The organism is Photobacterium leiognathi, assembly GCF_030685535.1.
Taxonomy (GTDB): Bacteria; Pseudomonadota; Gammaproteobacteria; order Enterobacterales; family Vibrionaceae; genus Photobacterium; species Photobacterium leiognathi.
This window is the reverse complement of sequence record NZ_CP131599.1, coordinates 917,239-937,084: the sequence shown is the minus strand read 5'-3', so window position 1 is coordinate 937,084 and position 19,846 is coordinate 917,239. Positions and strand designations below refer to the sequence as shown.

Below are 19,846 nucleotides of genomic sequence, written 5' to 3'. Positions count from 1 at the left end.
TTAGAATGGTTTAGGAGCAAAACCTGTTACTTCTTTTAAGCCCATACCACGACCAACAGCCGTCATAGGGTGAACAACAACAAGACCTTTCACTGATTTCTTCAGTTTGCCCATGTCAGCTTGTTCTGCTTTAGTCAGTACACGGTTGAAAGCAAGAGACTTAACATCTTTACTTTTGCTGCTAACTTCCGCTGATTGACGGTGTTTAACGTTTTGAACTTTCTTCTTCAGTTTTTGAAGCTCATCTTTAAACTGCTTCATGATCACTTTGTCATCACGTTGAATAGCAGCAGCAAGTTTACGCTGGCACTTGTCCATGCGGTTATTAAGATTTTGAAGCTCTTGGTTTAAATTCATTTCATTACCTTCGTGTTTACGCTCGCAATACACCAAATCGCAGCATTGTGGCGAGTAGGGTATTGAGTTGACCAATATTATACCTTATATCTGCCAAATCGTGAGCAATATCATGAAAGTATTTTTTATTAGCACCTACTCCAAGCTTGTAACGAGTATCCATATTATCAAAGCATCTATAAAGCTAAACATCCAATCAGTGTGATGAGAACTATGCTTACATTGTTAAGAATCACAACAAACCAATAATGTTACCTTTTTGAACAACCTGTTCAGTTTCAGTTCTAATTAAAGGGCGTAGGTTATTTCTATACAAGTAAAATTCTTTATTATTACCAATACTTAGCTTTACTGCGAGAGGAGAGAATATGGAACACAGTAACATTAATAATGTCGTTTTCGATGTGGGTAACGTACTGGTTCGTTGGTCTCCTACCGAAATAGTAAAACTGACATTTGGTGATGACGTAAAGCCTGAGCCACTTGCACAAGCTGTATTTAATAGCAAAACATGGCGAGATTTAAACAAAGGCCTATTAACGGAAGAAGAAACAAAACTTCAGTATCAAGATTTTCACGGTTTAACTAAGCCAGAATGTGAACGTCTCTTTTACTACATCAAGCAAACTCAAATCCTTATTTATGATTCAGTGAAACTATTACAACGTATAAAAGCGGCAGGGTACAAAGTGTTTGCGCTTACTGATAATGTGAATGAAATTGTTTCATTTCTGCAGAATAAATACGATTTTTGGCAGCAGTTTGATGGTGAGATTGTTTCGGCGGACGTGTGTTTATTAAAGCCACAGCCTGAGATTTATCAGTCTTTGCTATCGAAATATGATTTAGAAGCCCAAGAGTCGGTATTTTTAGACGATATGCCACATAACGTGAGCGGAGCAAAATCAGTAGGGTTATCTGCTATTCAATTTCAACATGCAGAGCAATGTGAGCGAGAGTTACACGCAATGGGTGTAGCGTTTTAGCTTGCGTAATTAAGTAAAGTAACTTCGTTTAACATATTAAAAATAAACGTCTTAAGTCTTATTTGTGTATTGAATAGACTTAAGACGTTAATGATTAGATAGCAGCTATGGTTTAAGCCTTATCTTCAGCCATCCACTGTGCAACTTGCTTAGTGTAGTAACTTACAATCAAATCCGCACCAGCACGTTTAAAGCCAGTCAATGTTTCGTAAACCACACGTTTTTCATCTAATGCACCAGCAAGTGCTGCAAATTTAATTCCAGCGTATTCACCGCCCACTTGGTAAACCGCTAAAGGTAAGTGGGTTTCACGGCGAAGATTTGCTACCACATCAAGATATGGTGTACCCGGTTTCACCATCAGAATATCTGCGCCTTCTTCTTCATCAAGTAGCGCTTCTTGTAGTGCTTGACGGCCATTGGCACAATCCATTTGGTACTCTTTGCGATCGCCTGTTAATTCACAATCAACTGCAGTACGGAACGGACCATAGAAAGAAGAAGCAAACTTCACCGCATGAGCAAGAATAGCCACATGCTCAAAACCTGCGGCATCCAAACCTTCACGGATCGCTTTCACTTGACCATCCATCATAGCCGATGGTGCTAACATATCGGCATTGGCACGAGCCGCTGTAACACTTTGCTTAACTAATAGCTCAAGTGTTTCATCGTTTAGTACATGCTCATCGTGGTAAACGCCACAGTGACCGTGGGTAGTGTATTCACAGAAACAAATATCAGGAATCACCATCATATCAGGACATGCTGCTTTAATGGTTTTCACCATACGTGCCAATAAACCATCATCATTCCATGTATCACTGCCGATTTCATCTTTAGTGTGTGAAATACCGAACGGCATAACATAGCGAACACCTAGCTGATAAAGCGCTTTTACTTCATCTGCTAACATGGTTTCAGGAATGCGTGAAATGCCCGGCATGGTGCTGATTGGCACTTCTTCCGTTAGGGTTTCTTCGATGAAAATAGGGTGGATTAAATCAGCAAGTTTGAATTCATTTTCACGAACAAGATCACGCATATTTGCGCTGCGACGCATACGACGGATGCGTTTAAGGGGGGTAGAAGTAGAGTTAGTCATTGGATATTGTCATTTTTAATAATAAATACGCATACATCATACAAAAAATAACATTCATATCAAATTTTAATGAAACAAAAAACCTATTACATCAATAGATGGTTTTTAACGAGAAATCGTGCTACGCAAAACAAACAGCTATCATTTATTAAAGGGCTTATTTGCAGCGATATAAGAAGGACGATGAATAAAACTACTCAGGGAAGATTGATCTTCATTTTAGTTGGCATACTCATTTGTTTTGCTGGTGGTTTTGGGGTTGGAAAATATTACCACCAGCAAGAAAAGCTTGCTTTAGAACAAGCAAAGCGAGAACGCTGGTTAGATGTCGAGTAATGCTTACAGATCTCGCATAATAATTTCAAAGTTTTCATCGGCTTCGTCAATCATGCGTGATAAGAGCTCAGCGTCCTTGTTTGATAGAATAATGTCCCATGAACTTTTCACTGAACGAGTTTTGTATACCAGATCAACACCTGATTCGATTTTCTTAAAAGCTAGCTTGTGGAAATCGCCTTCTAATACTTTCTTTTTCCCTTCGATCATAAATTGAATCGAGCCTGTAGGGCTAATATAGACATCTACTTCAGAACTGTTGTTGGGAAGTTTAAAATGCTTATGTTCAATATACATAATCACTCCTTGGTTTGAGTTGCACCATAATATATTCAAGACTCGTACCAAAAATATAAGTAACAAAATCATATGATTAATAGTAATGCGTGAGATTGTTTCCAAAAAATGCCCAAAAGCGGTGAGCTATTGAACTAAAACAGTGCATCAATGAAGGCTCAATAGTGTGTGAAACATAGCGCAAATCAATTATTGAGTGAAAAGCTATTTGTTACTCAAATGTTATTGTGGGTGTTGTCACTAACTAAAATGTATAAGTTGTTTTTTGCTTTCCAGGCCTATAAACATAATTAGCGTATTTTATAAAACAAAAGGAATGGTTATGAAAAAGCACATTGGATTGTTATCACTTGCCTTATTAGCTGGTTGTGGGGGAGGGGGAGGCGGTGATAATAGTGTTGATAAAAATAATGAAGAGATATCTCCAGATTCTCCGCATTGTGGCAATATGCCTGAAATGTCTTGCACCTATAACTTAAATGATCTGACTTTTAACTATTGGTTAAGCGTAAAAGATGCAGTAGAAGATGCAGAGGCTCCTTATGAACTGTATGGTGCTGCAGTCATGGTTAATTCCACCCCAGAAGCCGTATCTATTGTTGAGCCGGACAGAATTGAAGTGGTGTCTGATGGTAAAAGATATCAAGCAGATACCGTTGCTGTTGGTGGAAAACGCCTTGATTTTAATAACTTACCAATGGATAAAACCTACGAGATCTACTGGTATCGTAACGATGACATCATTTCTCATGCTTATATTGATGATTTGCCTAGCGGAGTCGCATTGTTTGAGGTTGAAGCTAACCAGCAAACGGATACATTGACGTTTAGCTGGCAAAATATACCAAGTAACCCAAGCAATGCTGGTGATATTCGCTATCTTACGTGCACTGACAATAACAATATGAGTGATTTAGTCTCAACAACGGTGGTGACTTATCAAGAAAACCTCACCTCACCATATACTGCACCATTAACAATAAAAGAGTTATTTGGCTCGTCATTGACGGAGTTAAAAACACAATATAAAACCTGTGATATCAATATAACGACTTTCACTAGTGACAATGCAATAACGCCAGTTAACTACACTAATGAAGCGATGTTGATACACTTAAAGCGTGAGCAAGAGCATATCAGATCTCTGTTCTAATGTTGGTAAATTTGCTTTTTATGTTGGGAAATGTAATGTCGTCTTTTCCCAACTCATAGTAATACTTCTAAGCTAAATCCTGCCATGTAGAATCTCTCTACTGACCTATCTCTTTTATCGTCTAGCAATAGCTGTTTCTGAATAAAAATTAGTCAATTTTATGTATTTTCCGATTGCAAAATAAAATTTTATCCTGCAATCGAAAATGACCCTTAATGCATTGTCACTCAATATGTTATGTGAAAAATGGATATGTTTTTGGTGAAATACTCCAAATGATCAATGTTGCATTTTTGTAAATAAAATCTTTGAATTGTTGCGTTGTTGTGTACTATGCACTGGCTCAGCAGCAAAATAGTGTTATTAGCCACTATTAAATTATAAAAATTCAACATAACAGTCGGAGATGAGCAATGGATAAATCGCTCTCAACCAAGATCTTTGTCGGTCTTTTTGCAGGTCTAATAATAGGAACAGCAATCCAATATGTTTTTAACGATATAGCACTCTTTGATACCTATCTATTAGGTGCAGCAGAAGGGGCAGGTGGTATGTTTGTATCACTGATCAAACTGCTCGTTGTGCCACTTGTCTTTGTATCTATTGTTTGCGGTATCGTAGAATTAAAAGACGTCAAAGCGTTTGGTCGTCTTGGTGGTAAAACTTTTGCGCTTTACATTATCAATACCATCATCGCGATCAGCGCTGCGTTAGCGGTAGGTATGATTTTCCAGCCGGGTAAAGGGGCTAACTTAGCAGGTAGCGTATCTGAAACCGTTAAACTGACAACAACAGAAACGCCTAATATCTTTGATTTAGTGGTGAACATTGTACCAAGCAACCCAGTACAAGCTTTTGCTAATGGCGACATGTTACAAATCATTTTTATGGCGATTTTAACTTGTCTTGCAATTCAAGCACTTGATTCTCGTGGTGGTCCTGCTATTCGTACCTTTAAGGTAGCCAATGAGATCATGATGAAGCTGGTTGGTTTAGTGATGAGCCTAGCACCATACGGCGTATTCGCTCTAATGATCCAATTAGGGGCAACACTGGATTCAAATACGCTGTTATCTGTTGCAGGTTACGTCGCGTTAGTTGTTAGTATGCTGGTGTTCTGGATCTTCTTCTTCTATCCAATGGCTGTAAGTATTGCGACAGGAACATCTCCGAAAATCTTCTTACGTGCGACTCGTGAGCAGATCTTATTCTCTCTATCAACAGCAAGTTCAAACGCAACTATCCCTGTAACTATGCGTACCCTTACGGAAAAATTGAACGTATCAAAATCAGTCGCAGGTTTTGGTGTACCACTGGGTGCAACCATGAACATGTCAGGTGTTTCTATTTACATTGCATTGGCAACCATCTTTGTTGCGAACGCATTTGGTCAGCCAATTAACTCGTCAGATATCGTGACATTAGGGTTAACTATCTTGCTATTGTCTGTAGGTGCTGGTGGTGTACCGGGCGGTGGTATCGTGATGGTAGGCGTATTGCTGAACCAATTAGGATTACCAGCAGAAGGCTTAGCCATTGTTGCGGCAGTCGATCGTATTAACGATATGTTCTGTACTTCATCAAACGTGGTAGGTGATACAGCAGTAAACACCATTGTTGCTAAAACCGAAGGTGCTATTGAAGAGCCAGTCAATGCAGAAGTAAACCCTGCTTAAAAGTAAATTCATTCAATGACAAAGCGGAGCTCAGGCTCCGCTTTTACTTATATTAAATCTTCTCAATTGCGGAAGAGATATCATTGAGCAGTAGTTTTGCATCATCACTTCGTATTTGTAGTAAAGCCATGAAAAGAAGATCAGTAATAACGTTCTGGGCTGTACGAGAAGAGATAGAAGAACTGCGAAATTGTATTTCATCTGCAATCGTATCAATAGTGTAGTGAGCTAATTTTCGCAATGGATTGTTCTTTACGTTGGTCAAAGCAATGACTGTTGCGCCTTTTTCATAAGCATATTGTGCAGCCATCAGCACTTCCTTTCGTTTCCCTGAAAAGGAGATCGCGATGAGAATGTCATTCTTTGTTAATGTATTAGCTGTTGCTATTTGGACATGTGGATCTTGCTCTGTGAGTGCTGTAATACCTATTTTTAACAACTTAAAAGTAAGATCTTTAGCTGTTAATGCTGAGCCACCAATACCAACAATTTGAATACGTTGCGCTTGATTAATGAGTTTTACGACTGTTTCAAATTCCGCATAATTAAGTGCATTAGTTGTTGCGACCATTGCATGTGTTTTTTCTTGAAGTAATTTTTGTGCAATAGTTAGTGAAGAGTCACCACTATGAATTTTGTTATGAATAGGTCTTTTTGGCTCAAGAATCGCATTTTGTTGAGCAAGATCTTCAATAATGGCAAGTTTTAGTGCTGTAAACCCTTTAAAACCAAGTCGCTGTGCAAATTTGATCACCCCTGATTGTGAAACACCTACCTTTAACGCGACATCTTGGCTTACGTAGCTACTTAGAGAAGCGGGATCTTCAAGAATAAAGTCTAATATTTTCACTCCATTACTCGATAAGCTACTTCTTTGGTTTTGCATTCGCTCTAAAATACTCATTTTTACCCAATTTTAATGAATTAATTATTCAATGAGACTTAAACATTATTCATTCGACTTAATTGTTGCTAACTGTTTGAATAAATAAGTTACTTTTCTATTTTTTAGAATGATTTAAAGAGTTATGACTCGTGTTTATTCTTTAATTTTGGCACAAAATGAATAATTTTAGTTGTGATAACTATCACTTAAATGAATTTTTTATTCGTTATGATGCCTCTCAACGAAACCTTCAAGTGATGAGAGCTGATGATGAAAATTGATCTAACAACCTTAGTGACTGAAAGTCGAAATGTAGCAAGCGAGAATATCGATATGCTTTCAACAATCGATATGTTGAAAGTGATTAATCAAGAAGATCAGAAAGTCGCGTTAGCGGTAGAAGCGATTATTCCTGAGATTGCCAAGGTTGTAGATCTTATTGCAGAGGCTTTTCAATCAGGTGGTAGGTTGATTTATACTAGTGCTGGCACATCAGGCCGACTAGGAATTTTAGATGCTAGTGAATGCCCTCCAACATACGGTTCAGATCCTGATTTAGTGATTGGCTTAATTGCTGGTGGTCACAAAGCCATATTAAAAGCAGTTGAAAATGCAGAAGATAACGAAGAACTTGGCGCAACTGATCTACAACAAATCGGCTTTAATCATAAAGATGTACTCGTCGGTATTGCCGCAAGCGGTCGTACACCTTACGTAATCGGCTCGATGAATTACGCAAAAAGCGTGGGCGCTAAAGTTGCGGCATTAAGCTGTAATGCCAATAGCCCAATGGCAGAGATTGCAGACATTAATATCACACCGATTGTTGGTGCTGAAGTCGTCACTGGCTCTTCAAGAATGAAAGCAGGAACAGCCCAAAAATTAGTGCTTAATATGTTAACCACAGGGGCAATGATTCGTACGGGAAAAGTCTTCGGAAACTTAATGGTTGATGTTGAAGCAACCAACGCCAAACTTATCCAGCGTCAAAAAAATATTGTAGTTGAAGCGACAGGGTGTAGTGAATCACAAGCAGCAGAGGCACTCACCCAATGTAATAACCATTGTAAGACTGCAATTCTTATGATTTTACTCAACATTAATGCAGATCTAGCAGCAGCAAAACTCAGTAAGCATCATGGCTTTATTCGTCATGCACTTTTAGACCAAGAATAATAAATAATCGGTTATATCGAGGATCATAAGATGACCAAAATAACTGCTTCAATGATGCAAGAGATACTCACTGCAATAGGCGGTAACGAAAACGTTATTAAATGCGGAAACTGCATGACGCGATTACGTCTTACGTTACGAGATGATAGCTTAGCTGATCGTGACTCAATCAAACGTATTGCAGGGGTAATGGGGTTAGTTGAAAGTGACGATCAATTTCAGATCGTGTTAGGACCGGGCAAAGCACAAACCGCAGCTGAAATGATGAATAGCATGCTTGAGAATGAGCAAGGTGGGGAGGAATCAACGCCCAAAAAACATTCCGACCTAAAAGATGTTGCTTCTGCACATAAACAGCAATTAAAGAAAAAACAAACAAGTGCAGCACAACGCTTTCTAAGCAAGTTTGCAACCATATTTACGCCTTTAATCCCCGGTTTCATTGCCGCAGGTTTATTACTAGGTATAGCGACCTTGCTGGAACAACTTTTTGTTATAGGGCAGGCTTCGCCTAATGCGCATTTACTTGATTTAATTGCGTATATGAAAGTTTTCAGTAAAGGTTTATTTAGCTTCTTAAGCATCCTTATTGGCTATAATGCGCAGCAAGCGTTTGGTGGTTCTGGCGTAAACGGTGCAATTTTAGCTTCATTGTTTGTACTTGGTTATAACCCGGATGCAACGTCTGGGATTTTCTCAGGAATGAACGACTTTTTCGGCAATAGTATCGATCCTCGAGGCAATATTATCGGGGTACTGATTGCCGCCATAATTGGTGCTTGGGTTGAGAAAAAAGTCCGCCAATTTATTCCAGATAATTTAGACATGATTTTAACTTCTATGATCACCTTATTGATCATGGGTGCTGTTACCTTTGTAGTTATCATGCCAATTGGTGGTGAGCTGTTTAAAGGAATGTCATGGTTATTTATCAACTTAAATGGTAATCCATTCGGTAGCGCGATCTTAGCGGGTTTATTCTTAATCTCAGTAATGTTTGGTATCCACCAAGGTTTTGTACCTGTTTACTTTGCACTGATGGACGCTCAAGGCTTTAACTCACTTTTCCCGATTTTAGCTATGGCAGGGGCTGGTCAAGTGGGTGCAGCATTGGCTTTATATGCTAAAGCGAAAAAAGAATCTTTGTTACGTGTGCAAGTAAAAGGGGCGATCATTCCGGGGTTATTAGGTATTGGTGAGCCGCTTATCTATGGTGTGACATTACCACGGGTTAAACCTTTTGTTACTGCTTGTGTGGGTGGTTCTGCTGGTGGTTTCTTTATTGGACTCGTCGCGTATATGGGATTACCAGTAGGTTTGAACACTGTATTTGGCCCGTCTGGCATTGTGGCTTTACCGTTAATGACTTCTAGTTCAGGTATCTTTGCTGGCATGGCAATATTCACCATTGGTTTGCTGATCGCTTATATAGTAGGTTTTGTAGCAACATGGTTCTTCGGTACGAAAAATGTCGATTTAAGTTAAGATTGAGTGGTAATTGAATAGCCAGAAATTCTAATTAAAACGCAAATAATGCAATGACAAGGCGGAGCTCAGGCTCCGCTTTTTGTTTATAGCTATTTTACTGGTGTAAATAATTATTCTTGTGTGTCTATATTTTCTTACAAATTATGATTTCGAGCCTTTGCGTTTTGGTGCTATCGTTATTGATATAATGAGCTTTTGTTTTTATTGAGCTGTATTTAGTGCCTTCTTTTTTAACATTCTCATTGCCAAATAAACCGTGTAGGTATTTGTGAGGTAAACATTATATGAAAATAGCAAATAGATAATAAAAATATATGTCATTAAGTTTTTATAATGATTTTAATAAAAAGTTATTATTAATTGTTAATCATCATCGATTTTATAATAACTATTATGTTAAAAGCTATTTTTAATAGGTAGTGTCAATGATAACGACTAGATCTCAAGAGACAAATGTAAAATTGTGGGTCGAGATACTTATTTTTCTATGCTCGTATTATCCTCTTTTTCTAATATTATTTATAAAAGATATAAATAATAATACAGATGGTATTCCTTTCGGACTTATTCAATGGGGACTGAATATTAGTATTTGGTCTTTAATTGGTTTGTTAATATCTTCAGTTGCCACTTTATGTACAGGTTTTATTATGAGAACCTTATTTATACGTTCTGAAGGCGTAGATGAAATTAGACTTACAAAAGTTAGAGCCATTCGTGGTGATATGATTAATTATACACTTCCTTTTCTTATTGGTTTATTTGCATTTGATTATAAATCTTGGCAGTCAATTTTATCATTAATAGTTTTTTTAGTGTTTATGTTCGCATTTACACGAAATGAGAAAATCATTTTACTTAACCCAATGTTCTTACTCTTAGGAATACGTTTGTATGATATTGAATATAAAAAAGTTGGTCAGCCTAATATAGAACATTCAGCAAGTGCACTATGTATGGGAACAGCTAGTAAATCAGAACAAAAAGTAAGGTTTCTTGAAAATTCAGGAATAAATTTTATTTCAGCATTAGTTGATAGGTAGCAACATGGCAAATAATAAGTCGAATATCGTCGAGGCATTACAAGAAGAAGTTCAGCATGAACCTGATCAAGCTAGTTTGGATAAAAAACTAGCTGATTTAAGAGCTATTGATCTTTCTAAAGCTACAGTAAATTTATGGGTTACTAATGTTAAAGTTAGTAATAAATCCAAACGTTTTGGTGATATTAAAAATCTAAAAGTACATTCTGAATATCAAGAACACTTTCGTCAGTATGTAATTCATTGTATTAAAGGAACCGAGCATATTGAAGAATTACGTCCGATAACGACTATTCAAGATAATAGGTTCTTTTATGTTGAATCAAGTTCGACAGATTTAACACAACTTATCGAGCAAGTTGAAAATGGTGAGTTGACCACTATTACGCAAGAAACAGAGCTAAATAATTACAATGCTTATGTGATTCAACTTACTTTTGATGAGCCAGAAAAAAACATATATGCTTTTCGTTATATCAAAGGTGCTTGGTCTTTGAATAATACTGCAAATAAAACATTGCGTACAAGTTATCAAAATAATCGCCTTGTAGTTGAAATTGATCAAAGTAATAAGTTTCAAATAACACCTTATGTTGATTTTATTCAATATGAATCTAGCGTTTTTATTGCTGATTTAACTCAGTTTGAAACTGCTATGAATTATCATGAGCGATTGAAAGAGAAAAAAGCAGAAACAATTTCTGCATTGGGTAAAAGTTTTGCGATGAATGCTGATGAATCTAACAAACTTATATCTATTATTGGCGATGATAAGCGTTTAATGCGTCAATTAGCATCTGTCTATGAAAAGCAACATTTCAATAATGAGCTCTGGTTACGTAAATTACGTGATGCGGCTGATGAAGCAGGTAATTGGCAAATTAAGTTTGATGATGATGGTAAGATTAAAGTTATAGAAAAGAAGGAATATGTAAAAGAGTTATTAGTTCTTCTTCAGAATAAGCGTGTTAAAACGGTAGTTGACGGTCTAATGTTCGATGTAGAAGGTGAGTTAGTAACTATTCAACCGATACAACCCTAAATTTCTTTTGTTACTAATAACGAAAAGCCAAAAAAGCCGCCATAGCTAGGTAGGGAACTATGGCGGCAAATTGGTAATACCTTAGGGTAGGCAGTCAGGTATTACCAACGTAGTAGCAAATTATTAAATCTTATTAGTAAAGGTACGGCTAATTACATCTTGTTGCTGTTCACGAGTTAGTGAGTTGAAACGCACTGCGTAACCAGAAACACGAATTGTTAGCTGTGGGTATTTCTCTGGGTGCTCAACAGCATCTAATAACATGTCACGGTTTAATACGTTCACGTTTAGGTGTTTACCACCTTCGATGCCATCTGTTGCGCCTGCTGCTTCGTGGTGGAAGTAACCATCCATTAGAGCTGCAAGGTTTTGTTTCTGTGTATTTTCATCTTTACCTAATGCATTTGGCACGATAGAGAAGGTGTATGAGATACCGTCTTTCGCGTAAGCAAATGGTAGTTTAGATACTGATGTTAGTGATGCTACTGCACCGTTTTCATCACGACCGTGCATTGGGTTTGCACCTGGGCCAAATGGCATACCAGCACGACGACCACAAGGTGTGTTACCTGTCTTCTTACCGTACACAACGTTTGATGTGATGGTTAAGATTGATTGTGTTGGAATTGCTTCACGGTACATGCTCATCTTCTGAATCTTCTTCATGAAGCGCTCAACAAGATCGCAAGCAATGTCATCTACACGTGGGTCGTTGTTACCGAATTTAGGGTAGTCGCCTTCGATGTTGAAGTCGATTGCTACGCCATCTTCGTCACGTACTGGTGTTACTTTGGCAAACTTAATCGCTGCTAGTGAGTCAGCAACTACAGATAGACCTGCAATACCACATGCCATTGTACGGCGTACATCGCGATCCATTAATGCCATTAGTGATGCTTCGTAGCTGTAACGGTCGTGAGAGTAGTGGATGATGTTCAGTGCTGTCACGTATTGTGTTGCTAACCAATCTAGCATTGAATCGAAGCGTGGCATTAGTGAATCAAAGTCTAATACTTCGTCGTCAATTTTCGCTAGTTGTGGACCAACTTGTGCTTTTGATTTTTCGTCAACACCGCCGTTGATTGTGTAAAGTAAAGCTTTTGCAAGGTTAGCGCGAGCGCCAAAGAACTGCATATGCTTACCAACAACCTGTGGGCTTACACAACATGCGATTGCGTAGTCATCGTTGTTGAAATCAGGACGCATTAGGTCGTCGTTTTCGTATTGAACAGATGATGTTTCAATCGATACTTTCGCTGCGTATTGCTTGAATGCAATCGGTAGCTGCTCAGACCAAAGAATCGTCATGTTTGGCTCTGGAGCTGGGCCCATTGTATGTAGCGTATGTAGGTAACGGAATGTTGTTTTCGTTACTAGTGTACGACCATCAACACCCATACCCGCCATTGCTTCTGTTGCCCAGATAGGGTCACCAGAGAACAGTGAATCGTACTCAGGTGTACGTAGGAAACGCACCATACGTAGCTTCATGATGAAGTGGTCGATCATCTCTTGCGCTTCTTGCTCGTTGATCAAGCCATTTTGAATATCACGCTCGATGAAGACATCAAGGAATGTTGATGTACGACCTAGTGACATTGCTGCGCCGTTTTGAGACTTAACTGCTGCTAGGTAGCCGAAGTAAGTGAACTGAATCGCTTCTTGTGCTGTGCGAGCAGGTGCTGACATGTCGATGCCGTATTTCAAGCCCATTTGACGGATGTCTTCTAGTGCTTGTACTTGATCTGCTAGCTCTTCACGTAGGCGAAGTGTTTTTTCTAGATCTTGACCTTGCTCTAGGAATGCTTGGGTTGATTTGTATTGTTCTTGCTTGTCAGCTTTAAGGAAATCAATACCGTATAGTGCAAGACGACGGTAATCACCAATAATACGACCACGACCGTAAGCATCTGGTAGACCTGTGATGATACCTGATTTACGACATGCTAGGATTTCTTTAGTGTATAGATCGAAACATGCTTTGTTGTGTGTTTTACGGTAGTCAGTAAAGATTTTCTCTACGTTTTCGTCTAGTTGACGACCGTATACTTCACATGAGTTCTTAACCATGCGAATACCACCGTTAGCGATGATTGCACGCTTAAGTGGTTGGTCAGTTTGAAGACCTACGATTTTTTCTAGATCTTTGTTGATGTAGCCAGCATCGTGAGATGTGATTGTTGATGGTAAATCAGTATCGAAATCAACTTGTGCGTGAGTGCGGCTTTCTTCTTTAATACCTTCTAGAACGGTATTCCATAGTGATGTTGTTGTTTCCGTTACATCAGCTAGGAAAGACTCATCCCCTTCATATGGCGTGTAGTTAGTTTGGATAAAGTCACGCGTATTAACTTCTTGCTGCCAGTTACCAGCACTAAAACCTTTCCATGCTTCTAGCATTTCAGTAGTAGGGATTGTCATAATGTTTACCTCAATAGGTGATATATGCGAATGCGTCATGATGAGATGGACTCACCATAAACTTAAAATCTGATGTGTGTTGAGCACGATCGGCTGATTTTAATTCACTGCTTTTGAAGCTTTTTTTGATTATTAACAGGCGTTATTTCGCTGTCTTTGCTGCTTCTTGGCTTGAGGCAAATACTATGATTTATAAGTGTATGAGTAAAATGAATGCTTTTCATTTTTTAAATGCATTTTGTGCATGTCGATTATGGTTAAGCTGAAAGGATAATTACTTTATTTTTTAAAAACAGTATGTTATTTGTTTTTACTTGTCAGTGTGGCATTAGAAGCATTTTGTTGTCTGAGGGATTTTACATTCAAAAAAAGTTTGGACTTATTACATTTTTCTATAATTAGGCCCTGATCCACTCTCGGGTGGTGTCCATGAAATGTTCTGTGATGGATCTTTTATATCGCAGGCTTTGCACTGTAGACAGTTCCCTGCATTAATTTGAAATCGTACTTGGTTATTTTCTTCTATAACTTCATAAACACCTGCTGGGCAGTAGCGTTGGCTGGGTTCATCAAACTTGGTGAGGTGTTGCTGTATTGGAATTAAAGCATCATGCAATACAAGGTGGCAGGGTTGATCGTCTGGGTGATTAATCGAGGCAAGATACAGCGACGATGTTTTATCAAAACTTAATTGGTTATCAGGTTTGGGGTAGTGAATAGGTGTGGCTTCGGAAATAGGTAGTAAACATTGGTGATCGGCTTTGCTGTGATTAAGTTGCCATTTGGCGTTACCGTTAAAGAGGTTCTGCTCGATTAACGTTGCAAAAGCACCTGTAAGTTGTCCGAATTTCTGAATGTTAGCGCAGGTGTTTCTGGCTTGATGTAATTCTTCATATAGCCAACTACTTTCAAATAAGGCTTGGTAGCAAGGTTCGGTATGGCTGTGATCTTTCATCAATTCACTGTATATCGCTCTTGCTGCTAACATCCCGGATTTCATAGCGGTATGGCAACCTTTCAATTTGTTCATATTCAATGTGCCAGCATCACAACCAATAAGTACACCGCCTTGGAATGATTGTTTAGGTAGGGAGGCTAAACCACCTTTGGTAATCGCTCTTGCACCGTATTCAATCCGTTTGCCGTCTTTAAGTGCCGTGGCAAAAACAGGGTGATGCTTTAAACGTTGAAACTCATCAAATGGGCTTAAATAGGGGGTGCGATAGTTTAAGTCGGTGATCAAGCCAACTGCGATATGTTCATCATCCATGTGATACATAAAAGCGCCGCCAGTGGTCTGCGATTCACTCAAAGGCCAACCTAGAGTGTGAATGACATGCCCAGCTTTATGATGTTTAGGTACTTGCCACACTTCTTTAATGCCTAGCGCATAGTGTTGTGGCTGGCTATGTTTATCTAATTTCAGTTTTTTGATCAGTGATTTACCCAAGTGACCTCGGCTACCTTCGGCAAAAATGGTATAGCGTGCATTAATCATCATGCTAGGTTGATAGGTCGATTTAGGTTCGCCTTGCTTATCTATTCCCATGGCTTTGGTAATGATGCCTTTCACACTACTCATATAGATGGGCAGATCTGCATTATCTTCAGTGACAATGTCACTTCTTTGATGCTCGAATAATACTTTCTCTGCACTGAATCCAGGATAAATTTCCACACCAAGTTGTTCTGCTTGTTTTGCTAGCCAGCGGCATAATTCACTTAAACTGATCACGTAACTGTTTTTATTGTCGGCGTTTTTCGGGCGAAAAAGGGCAGGAATAGTAATTGATGCGTGATCATTAGTAAGCCAGTAGAAATCGTCTTGTTTTGTTTTGGTGATAACGGGACAATCGGTTTGTTGCCAGTCGGGAATAAGTTCGTTTAATGCGTGGGGATCAAACAGTGCCCCCGATAAGATATGCCCGCCAATGTCAGCACTTTTTTCTATTACAGCAATGGAGAGTGGGCGTTGATGGTCTTTGGCTAGTTGCGCTAATTGAATTGCACTTGATAACCCCGCCGGACCTGCCCCGACAATCAAAACATCAAAAGAGATACTTTCTAGCGTACTGTTTTCTTCTGCCATTGCGTGCTCCTTTACTGTTTCATTTAACTATAGTCCAGTTGACGTAAACGTAAATTCAACTAGGCTCAAAGAAAGTAACACATTCCAGTATTAGCCGTTAAATCAACGACTTCTTATAAGAGGTGTGCGATATGGCAGAGTCTAGTTTGAAAATTCTTGTTGCGATTAAGCGAGTAATAGACCCGTATGTGGCTATTCGTGTCAAAGACGATCACAGTGGTATTGATGATCACAATGTGAAAATGACCATTAATCCGTTTTGTGCTATTGCTCTTGAACAAGCGGTACAAATGAAAGAGCAAGGCTTAGCACAAGAAATCATTGTAGTAAGTATTGGCGATGACAGTTCTAATGAATCATTAAGAACTGCATTAGCATTAGGCGGTGATCGTGCTATTCATATTAATACTGCTGATTTTCCATTAGATAATGCTACAACTTCCAGTGTTAGCCTATTTACACCATTAAAAGTTGCGAATGTGTTAGCTGTATTGGCACAACAACAAGACTGCGATTTGGTGTTGATGGGAAAACAATCTATTGATGGTGATAATAATCAAACGCCACAAATGTTGGCTGGTTTATTAGATTGGCCTCAAGCCACATTTGCTTCAGAGATAACGCCGGATCCAAATCGTGGTAATCCTGCGTTATTAGTCACAAGAGAAGTGGATACAGGGCTTGAAACCTTATCGGTCAATTTACCTTGTGTGGTTAGCTGTGATCTTCGACTAAACACACCGCGTTTTGCGTCTTTGCCAAATATCATGAAGGCGAAATCCAAGCCGCTTATTTGCTTTTCTTTAGCTACTTTCATTGATGACAACATCTCGCAATATCCCAATTTAGCGTCATTAGCTAAACCATCTTCTCAAACCATTATTAAATATAGTAAACCTCAACAGCGCAGTGCAGGTGTGATGGTGGAAAGCATTGATGAGTTGATTGATAAACTTACTCAGGAAGCGAAGGTGATCTAATGGACAGTGCTAAAGTATTGATCATTGCTGAACATGATCAGGTGAATCTATCTATCGCTACACGTAAAGCAATAACAGCGGCTCATTCATTAAAACAATACAGTGACAACGTCACTATATCTGTGCTGGTGGTTGGCTGTGATTGTGCGAATGCGGCAGAGCAAGCTTCGTATTTAGAGGGTGTAGAGCAAGTATTGGTTGTAGATGATGAATGTTATCAATATTTGCTTGCTGAAAATATTGCAAAGTTGGTTGTCGACATCGCCCCTCAATATACTCATCTATTTATAAGCTCAAGCACTCAAGGTAAAGATCTGCTCCCTCGTATTGCAGCAAAACTGAATGTTGAACAACTGTCAGATGTGATGGGATTTACGTCTCTACATTCTGTGGCTCGACCTATTTATGCAGGCAATGCGATTGCGGAAGTGAGTTCAAGTGATTCTTATATCGTCTCAACCATTCGTGCCGCAAGTTTTGATGCCTGTAATAGTAGTGATAGTCGTGCTGAGATTGTTCATCTTGATAAGGCTTTTGAAAGTACATCGACACGCTTTGTTGAGTTACAAGTATCTAAAAGTGAACGTCCAGAGTTAGCTAATGCCAATGTCGTGGTTGCTGGTGGCAGAGGTGTCGCAAGTAAAGAAGGCTTTGTATTGATCGAACAACTAGCCGATGTGTTAGGTGGTGCAGTGGGGGCATCACGAGCCGCTGTAGATGCTGACTATATTTCAAATGATCACCAAGTAGGGCAGACGGGTAAGATAATTTCCCCCGATCTGTACATAGCTGTGGGCATTTCAGGGGCGATTCAACACATTGCAGGTATAAAAGATGCCAAAGTCATTGTGGCTATTAATAAAGATCCTGAAGCTACAATTTTCAGTTATGCGGATTATGGATTAGTGGGAGATCTATTTGAACTGATCCCTGATTTTATTCATAAATATGAATAATGTTTTTTAGCATAGAGTATTGACTGTCAGAGCATTGTCAGTATATCTATTTGCATCTTAGTGGAATAATTCGTATTTAACTTTTTAATAGTGATTTTTTGCTATGCATGATGCATTTTGTTGTTAAGATTAAAAATTAATCTAAAATTTAGATTTAATAACTGTATCGTGTTTGTTTTGTGGTTTTATATTTTACTTGTTAAGCATTTGTTTAGTCTTATAGTCTGAAAGGTAAATGTAACACAATGTTTCATAGTTTTTTGGGTGTTTTAATTAATTGCTTTTATAACATGTGGTTACATAAATTATACAATGTAGCGATATTATCCTTTGTTGAATGATAACTCACTATGCTTTATAACGTTTCTGGTATTCATTTATTGAATAAAATTGAGATTGAAAGGAATAGTTATGAGCAAAGAGCAAGGCACTCTATTAGGACACCCAAAAGGGTTGTTCCTACTTTTTGGTACTGAATTGTGGGAACGCTTCTGTTTTTACGGCATGCGTGCAATCCTCGTTCTTTACCTTACAGAGAAAACCATGAATGGTGGTTTTGGCTGGACAACGAAAGATGCCTTGGGTCTATACGCAACATACACGGGTCTTGTTTACTTAACGCCTTTGATTGGTGGTTGGATTGCCGATAACTTTTTAGGTCAGCGCCGATGTGTGATGATCGGTGGTGTAGCAATGGCAGCCGCTCAGTTTGTTTTGGCATTGCCTAACTCCGTTGTTGGTGATTCTGCACTGCATGTTTTCTATGCTGGCCTGACTTTAATGATTGTTGGTAATGGTCTGTTTAAAGCCAATATCTCAACCATGGTTGGTGACTTATATGAAGAGGGTGATAACCGTCGTGATGGTGCATTTACTATCTTCTATATGGGTATCAACTTAGGTTCGCTACTTGCGGGTATTATCGCAGGTACGGCAGTTTCAATTTGGGGCTATAAAGCAGGTTTTGCGACAGCAGGTATTGGTATCTGTATTGGTCTAACACTGCAAATGCTATTTGCTCGTCGTTTACTTGGTCGCATTGGTATTGAGCCTGCAGCAAAACGTGACGCTGCGAAAAACAAATCAGGTAAGAAAGAGCCATTAACTAAAGTTGAGCGTGATCGCCTAAAAGTGATCATGATCATGGGTCTATTTGTTGTTGTGTTCTGGGCTGGTTTTGAGCAAGCTGGTGGTTTAATGAATATCTACACTCAGCAATATACTGACCGTGTTATTGGTAGCTTTACAGTACCAACTGAGTGGTTCCAATCACTTAACCCGTTCTTCATTATTACACTAGCGCCTGTTATCGCTGCACTATGGGTGAAAATGGGTCCTAAAGAGCCAAGCTCACCAATTAAGTTTGCATTAGCATTGTTCTTCTTAGCGATTGGTTTCCTATTCATGGTAGGCGCTGCAATGGAGCAAGGCGGTGACTTAACAGTGAAAACATCAATGCTATGGCTTGTAGGTGCATATTTCTTCCATACGTTAGGCGAGCTGTGTTTATCACCGATTGGTTTATCTATGGTGACAAAACTTGCACCGCTACGTTTATGTTCATTACTAATGGGTGTGTGGTTCTCGTTTAACGCATTAGCAAACTACCTAGCAGGTATTATCGGTTCTCACATTGGTGATGCAGGCGCACTAGCTATCTTCGGTGGTATTGCTTCAGCAGCAACGGTTTCTGGCCTCATTCTTATCTTGTTCTCAGGTAAACTTATTGATTGGATGCACGGTGCTGAAGGTCAGTCAACAACTGAAATGAAAGAAGCAGAAGCACAACTTGCAGAAGCGAATTAATTCTAAATAAATCATTTTTGTTTAGCCCATGGTTAGGTATAGCCATGGG

At 38.9% G+C, this 19,846-nt stretch carries 17 protein-coding genes; 11 read left to right on the top strand and 6 right to left on the bottom strand.

The genetic code is table 11. The annotated features are described in order from the left end of the window. Positions 1 to 357, bottom strand: a complete 357-nt coding sequence (locus tag Q7674_RS04370) for a YibL family ribosome-associated protein (protein WP_008989219.1) — start codon at positions 355 to 357, stop codon at positions 1 to 3. A 368-nt stretch (positions 358 to 725) separates the two neighbouring features. On the opposite strand from Q7674_RS04370, the gene Q7674_RS04365 reads away from it, so the two are divergent. Continuing rightward, entirely contained in the window at positions 726 to 1,343 is a 618-nt protein-coding gene (locus Q7674_RS04365) for an HAD family hydrolase (protein ID WP_045062334.1), read from the top strand. A 112-nt stretch (positions 1,344 to 1,455) separates the two neighbouring features. Here Q7674_RS04365 and hemB read toward each other — a convergent pair whose 3' ends face one another. Next, on the bottom strand, positions 1,456 to 2,448 hold the full coding sequence (gene hemB, locus Q7674_RS04360; protein WP_305421832.1) for a porphobilinogen synthase: 993 nt from the start codon (positions 2,446 to 2,448) through the stop codon (positions 1,456 to 1,458). Between the two features lie 183 nt (positions 2,449 to 2,631). On the opposite strand from hemB, the gene Q7674_RS04355 reads away from it, so the two are divergent. Continuing rightward, the gene (locus Q7674_RS04355; protein WP_155395141.1) at positions 2,632 to 2,784 is read left to right on the top strand and encodes a hypothetical protein; all 153 of its coding nucleotides are present in this window, start codon (positions 2,632 to 2,634) and stop codon (positions 2,782 to 2,784) included. A 3-nt stretch (positions 2,785 to 2,787) separates the two neighbouring features. On the opposite strand, the gene Q7674_RS04350 is transcribed toward Q7674_RS04355, so the two are convergent. Beyond that, positions 2,788 to 3,081, bottom strand: a complete 294-nt coding sequence (locus Q7674_RS04350; protein ID WP_045062338.1) for a hypothetical protein — start codon at positions 3,079 to 3,081, stop codon at positions 2,788 to 2,790. 322 nt (positions 3,082 to 3,403) lie between these two features. Between Q7674_RS04350 and Q7674_RS04345 the strand changes: the two genes are divergently transcribed. Beyond that, on the top strand, positions 3,404 to 4,234 hold the full coding sequence (locus Q7674_RS04345) for a hypothetical protein (protein ID WP_305421830.1): 831 nt from the start codon (positions 3,404 to 3,406) through the stop codon (positions 4,232 to 4,234). Between the two features lie 413 nt (positions 4,235 to 4,647). Further along, entirely contained in the window at positions 4,648 to 5,910 is a 1,263-nt protein-coding gene (locus tag Q7674_RS04340) for a dicarboxylate/amino acid:cation symporter (RefSeq protein ID WP_305421828.1), read from the top strand. A 52-nt stretch (positions 5,911 to 5,962) separates the two neighbouring features. On the opposite strand, the gene Q7674_RS04335 is transcribed toward Q7674_RS04340, so the two are convergent. Continuing rightward, positions 5,963 to 6,814 (bottom strand): SIS domain-containing protein, encoded by an 852-nt coding sequence (locus tag Q7674_RS04335; RefSeq protein ID WP_045062343.1) that lies wholly within the window; start codon positions 6,812 to 6,814, stop codon positions 5,963 to 5,965. Between the two features lie 252 nt (positions 6,815 to 7,066). On the opposite strand from Q7674_RS04335, the gene murQ reads away from it, so the two are divergent. From murQ to Q7674_RS04315, 4 genes are all read left to right on the top strand, one after another. Next, the gene (gene murQ / locus Q7674_RS04330; protein ID WP_305422612.1) at positions 7,067 to 7,972 is read left to right on the top strand and encodes an N-acetylmuramic acid 6-phosphate etherase; all 906 of its coding nucleotides are present in this window, start codon (positions 7,067 to 7,069) and stop codon (positions 7,970 to 7,972) included. A gap of 30 nt (positions 7,973 to 8,002) precedes the next feature. Continuing rightward, on the top strand, positions 8,003 to 9,457 hold the full coding sequence (gene murP, locus Q7674_RS04325; RefSeq protein WP_305421826.1) for a PTS N-acetylmuramic acid transporter subunit IIBC: 1,455 nt from the start codon (positions 8,003 to 8,005) through the stop codon (positions 9,455 to 9,457). A 428-nt stretch (positions 9,458 to 9,885) separates the two neighbouring features. Then, a complete protein-coding gene (locus Q7674_RS04320) occupies positions 9,886 to 10,503 on the top strand; it encodes a KwaA family protein (protein ID WP_045062350.1) in 618 nt (205 codons plus the stop codon). A 4-nt stretch (positions 10,504 to 10,507) separates the two neighbouring features. Next, the gene (locus tag Q7674_RS04315; protein ID WP_305421824.1) at positions 10,508 to 11,545 is read left to right on the top strand and encodes a Kiwa anti-phage protein KwaB-like domain-containing protein; all 1,038 of its coding nucleotides are present in this window, start codon (positions 10,508 to 10,510) and stop codon (positions 11,543 to 11,545) included. Positions 11,546 to 11,668: 123 nt separating this feature from the next. Here the strand turns inward: Q7674_RS04315 and pflB are convergent, their stop codons facing one another. After that, entirely contained in the window at positions 11,669 to 13,966 is a 2,298-nt protein-coding gene (gene pflB, locus Q7674_RS04310) for a formate C-acetyltransferase (RefSeq protein WP_305421822.1), read from the bottom strand. Between the two features lie 382 nt (positions 13,967 to 14,348). After that, positions 14,349 to 16,055 (bottom strand): electron transfer flavoprotein-ubiquinone oxidoreductase, encoded by a 1,707-nt coding sequence (locus Q7674_RS04305; RefSeq protein ID WP_045062352.1) that lies wholly within the window; start codon positions 16,053 to 16,055, stop codon positions 14,349 to 14,351. 146 nt (positions 16,056 to 16,201) lie between these two features. On the opposite strand from Q7674_RS04305, the gene Q7674_RS04300 reads away from it, so the two are divergent. The 3 genes from Q7674_RS04300 to Q7674_RS04290 all read left to right on the top strand — a co-directional run bounded on the left by Q7674_RS04300 (position 16,202) and on the right by Q7674_RS04290 (position 19,797). Beyond that, a complete protein-coding gene (locus Q7674_RS04300) occupies positions 16,202 to 17,035 on the top strand; it encodes an electron transfer flavoprotein subunit beta/FixA family protein (protein WP_045062543.1) in 834 nt (277 codons plus the stop codon). Next, entirely contained in the window at positions 17,035 to 17,991 is a 957-nt protein-coding gene (locus Q7674_RS04295) for an electron transfer flavoprotein subunit alpha/FixB family protein (protein ID WP_045062353.1), read from the top strand. Before Q7674_RS04300 ends, Q7674_RS04295 begins: the two co-directional genes overlap by 1 nt. Positions 17,992 to 18,402: 411 nt before the next feature. Next, complete coding sequence (locus Q7674_RS04290; protein WP_045062354.1) at positions 18,403 to 19,797, top strand: peptide MFS transporter; 1,395 nt, start codon at positions 18,403 to 18,405, stop codon at positions 19,795 to 19,797. Positions 19,798 to 19,846: the final 49 nt, after the last annotated feature.

Bases quoted from the DNA above. Each gene is read 5' to 3' on its own strand.
- Q7674_RS04370 (WP_008989219.1), bottom strand. From the start codon at position 357: ATGAATTTAAACCAAGAGCTTCAAAATCTTAATAACCGCATGGACAAG.
- Q7674_RS04365 (WP_045062334.1), top strand. From the start codon at position 726: ATGGAACACAGTAACATTAATAATGTCGTTTTCGATGTGGGTAACGTA.
- hemB (WP_305421832.1), bottom strand. From the start codon at position 2,448: ATGACTAACTCTACTTCTACCCCCCTTAAACGCATCCGTCGTATGCGT.
- Q7674_RS04355 (WP_155395141.1), top strand. From the start codon at position 2,632: ATGAATAAAACTACTCAGGGAAGATTGATCTTCATTTTAGTTGGCATA.
- Q7674_RS04350 (WP_045062338.1), bottom strand. From the start codon at position 3,081: ATGTATATTGAACATAAGCATTTTAAACTTCCCAACAACAGTTCTGAA.
- Q7674_RS04345 (WP_305421830.1), top strand. From the start codon at position 3,404: ATGAAAAAGCACATTGGATTGTTATCACTTGCCTTATTAGCTGGTTGT.
- Q7674_RS04340 (WP_305421828.1), top strand. From the start codon at position 4,648: ATGGATAAATCGCTCTCAACCAAGATCTTTGTCGGTCTTTTTGCAGGT.
- Q7674_RS04335 (WP_045062343.1), bottom strand. From the start codon at position 6,814: ATGAGTATTTTAGAGCGAATGCAAAACCAAAGAAGTAGCTTATCGAGT.
- murQ (WP_305422612.1), top strand. From the start codon at position 7,067: ATGAAAATTGATCTAACAACCTTAGTGACTGAAAGTCGAAATGTAGCA.
- murP (WP_305421826.1), top strand. From the start codon at position 8,003: ATGACCAAAATAACTGCTTCAATGATGCAAGAGATACTCACTGCAATA.
- Q7674_RS04320 (WP_045062350.1), top strand. From the start codon at position 9,886: ATGATAACGACTAGATCTCAAGAGACAAATGTAAAATTGTGGGTCGAG.
- Q7674_RS04315 (WP_305421824.1), top strand. From the start codon at position 10,508: ATGGCAAATAATAAGTCGAATATCGTCGAGGCATTACAAGAAGAAGTT.
- pflB (WP_305421822.1), bottom strand. From the start codon at position 13,966: ATGACAATCCCTACTACTGAAATGCTAGAAGCATGGAAAGGTTTTAGT.
- Q7674_RS04305 (WP_045062352.1), bottom strand. From the start codon at position 16,055: ATGGCAGAAGAAAACAGTACGCTAGAAAGTATCTCTTTTGATGTTTTG.
- Q7674_RS04295 (WP_045062353.1), top strand. From the start codon at position 17,035: ATGGACAGTGCTAAAGTATTGATCATTGCTGAACATGATCAGGTGAAT.
- Q7674_RS04290 (WP_045062354.1), top strand. From the start codon at position 18,403: ATGAGCAAAGAGCAAGGCACTCTATTAGGACACCCAAAAGGGTTGTTC.